This is a genomic window from Parabacteroides sp. AM58-2XD, from assembly GCF_003463685.1.
GTDB classification, from domain to species: Bacteria; Bacteroidota; Bacteroidia; order Bacteroidales; family Tannerellaceae; genus Parabacteroides; species Parabacteroides segnis.
On the sequence record NZ_QSDP01000205.1, the window covers coordinates 1 to 2,748 of the forward strand.

Annotated in this window: 3 protein-coding genes; 2 read left to right on the forward strand and 1 reads right to left on the reverse strand. The window is 40.0% G+C overall.

Annotated elements, in window-relative coordinates; genetic code table 11:
• Window positions 1–590 precede the first annotated feature (590 nt).
• Both DXA15_RS24730 and DXA15_RS24735 read left to right on the forward strand, forming a co-directional pair.
• Window positions 591–1,289, forward strand: coding sequence for an NAD-dependent deacylase (locus DXA15_RS24730; protein ID WP_128135809.1), 699 nt, complete (start codon window positions 591–593; stop codon window positions 1,287–1,289).
• Window positions 1,290–1,340: 51 nt separating this feature from the next.
• Window positions 1,341–1,541, forward strand: coding sequence for a hypothetical protein (locus DXA15_RS24735; protein ID WP_158579717.1), 201 nt, complete (start codon window positions 1,341–1,343; stop codon window positions 1,539–1,541).
• 89 nt (window positions 1,542–1,630) lie between these two features.
• On the opposite strand, the gene DXA15_RS24740 is transcribed toward DXA15_RS24735, so the two are convergent.
• Complete coding sequence (locus DXA15_RS24740; RefSeq protein WP_128135811.1) at window positions 1,631–2,632, reverse strand: metallophosphoesterase; 1,002 nt, start codon at window positions 2,630–2,632, stop codon at window positions 1,631–1,633.
• Window positions 2,633–2,748: the final 116 nt, after the last annotated feature.

Sequence of the window (2,748 nt, forward strand, 5' to 3'; positions counted from 1 at the left end):
TGACCTCAAAGGTATGATTTCAAATCGTCGCGCCTAAAAAGTAGTATCTAATAGACTATATTTCAATTATTTCAAAGAACTATTTATCCACTTTTACGGGACAGTAATGAATTTAAATAATTAATTGTTCATTTATCAACATTTTAGATCTAAAAATATCATCACATCAAACTTGATATTATCACACCCTAACCAGTAATAAATTTTTATCAATCAATTTTACAAGAACAAAAAGCAACAGAGTTCTGCTGGAACTAGGATTTTTAAGGCATATATAGGGATGCACGAGTGAATAATTTCAATAACATCTCCCCATTAAGGTCGTAGTTTGATAATACATTTTGGTATTTATTAAATAAATTGCAAAACCCAGGTTAAAATTTGTTTGTATTGTATTTGTTTATATATTTGCAACGTTTTATTCATCCTAGTTCCAGCAGAACTATGTAATTTATACAAATAATAACACCTCGCTTTACTCCCGAAAAAACAACCGATGCCACAAAAACACCGGGGATATTTGTTTCTAATTCATAACAATATCTCTTATTATTTACCTATCTTTGCTAAACTTAAAACACAATAGCCTTATGAAAAAGAAATTAGTCGTACTGACCGGCGCCGGCATGAGCGCCGAAAGTGGCATTTCGACCTTTCGTGACTCCGACGGTCTTTGGGAAAAATACCGGGTGGAAGATGTAGCAACCCCCGAAGGCTTTGCTGCCAACCCAGAACTGGTCCTCAACTTCTACAACCAGCGACGCAGGGAATTGCTCAACACCAAGCCCAACGCAGGACATATCGGACTGGCTGAATTGGAAAAGGACTTTGACGTTCATATCATTACACAAAATATCGATAACCTGCATGAACAGGCAGGAAGCAGCGATGTGATCCATTTGCACGGCGAACTGATGAAATCTTGTTCCGTCCGCGACCTGAATACGACTTACGACCTGTCACCCGAGAATCCGGATATCCATATCGGAGACAAAGACCCGCACGGTGTACAGCTTCGTCCGTTCATTGTCTGGTTCGGTGAAGCGGTTCCAATGATCGACCCGGCCATGCGTATGGTAGAATCATGCGACATTTTCGTCATCATCGGCACCTCTCTCAACGTCTATCCGGCTGCCGGATTACTGAATTACGTACGCCGCGGCCAACCGATCTATCTGATAGACCCGAAAGACGTAAACACCTACCGGAATGATATTCACTTTATCAAAGCCGGAGCTTCGGAGGGTGTTAAACAACTTAGTAAAATACTAAAGGAGACAACCATATAACTAAAGTTTGCTACCTTTGTATGGTACAAATATTTATCGAAAGGAGTTAATATGACAACAATGGAAATAGAAGCAAGAAAAGCACTCTTAATATGCGAAATAAAGGAATTTGTACACAGGTTGAAGGGAGAAACAACTTATACAATGCCTTCTTCTTTATTAAAAGAATTCATGTCGAAAGCAGAAAAAGAAGATTCGGAAGGTTTATGTATCACATCCGATGAATTGGATAAAGAAATGCAATCATGGTAATCAAAAGAAGTATATCCGAATAGCATTGGTATGGGATACGCGAAGGAATCCCGATACCTTACGCTATTTACTTTAAACATCCTCAATAATCAGAACCGCAAATCAAAATCCTTTATCCAGGGTACCAGTGGGAAAGGATACATGGTGTCCGGTATTCCTATATCCGTGGGAGTCGGAGGGATAAATGAACTTTCACGTCCTTTCATCTTCAGGCTTTTTGAATCAAGTGTTACGATTGCATAAAGAGAATCTTTGTACGGAACGGTATATTTCAGAGACGGCTTTTGCTTGTTTATCTCTTCGCTGAAACGTTCCGGACAGGCATACTTCTCTCCCACCCATTGGTTGGAAGCACTGTTGATCTGGATATAGGTAATGCCGTTGATCTCTTTGGTATAATTCGTATGATCGTGTCCGCTGAATGCTGCTATCACTTTCTTAAAACCGCATCGCTCATTTTCCGCCTCCAGGATTCCCCGCACCAGTTCCCTGTTCTGTACCGTATTCTCAAAACATTCATGAGAGAAAAGGATACACCGTTTATCCGTCGACGCCAGATCCTTTTTCAACCATTCGACCTGCTCCGGGTCCAGATGTTCACGCTGACTCGTATCGACATAGAAATTTCCATTCTTATAAGGGATATACTTCCCGTCGACAAACAGATTGTTCGGATCAAGCACAATGAAATGGAAATCCCCTTTATCAAAAGAATAGTAACGGCTCTTCATCCCGACAAATTCCATATACTCTTCCTTGGTACAAATATCCATATCATGATTACCTAAAACATGATATTTATCTCCCGGAAACTTATCCCACAAATCCCGGAAAGGAACATTAGCCTCTTTTGCAAAACAGAAGTCACCCAGTTCAATAATAAAATCGACCTTATTTTTAGCCGCAGCCTCCAAAAAGACCTGTAACCGATGTTCCCCGTCATGCATTATATCCGGATGAATATCCGATATGACACCAAACTTCAACCGCCCGGAGCCTGATGCTTCCGTTTCAAGACCAACTCCTTTAGCTTTTGCCGCTGCCGCAACCAGGGAGAGCATACAACATTCAAGAAAATTACGACGTTTCATATTATTTTTCCATTTAAAATCCAAACAAAGTTGGATAATTCATTATTAATTAACTTTTATAATTTATCTTTGTATCAGGATGTTAAGAGGAAGTAGGCTCTGCTGAGGAGCAACCT

Excerpts from the sequence above, each read along its gene's own strand:
- DXA15_RS24730 (WP_128135809.1), top strand. The coding sequence starts at position 591 with ATGAAAAAGAAATTAGTCGTACTGACCGGCGCCGGCATGAGCGCCGAA.
- DXA15_RS24735 (WP_158579717.1), top strand. The coding sequence starts at position 1,341 with ATGACAACAATGGAAATAGAAGCAAGAAAAGCACTCTTAATATGCGAA.
- DXA15_RS24740 (WP_128135811.1), bottom strand. The coding sequence starts at position 2,632 with ATGAAACGTCGTAATTTTCTTGAATGTTGTATGCTCTCCCTGGTTGCG.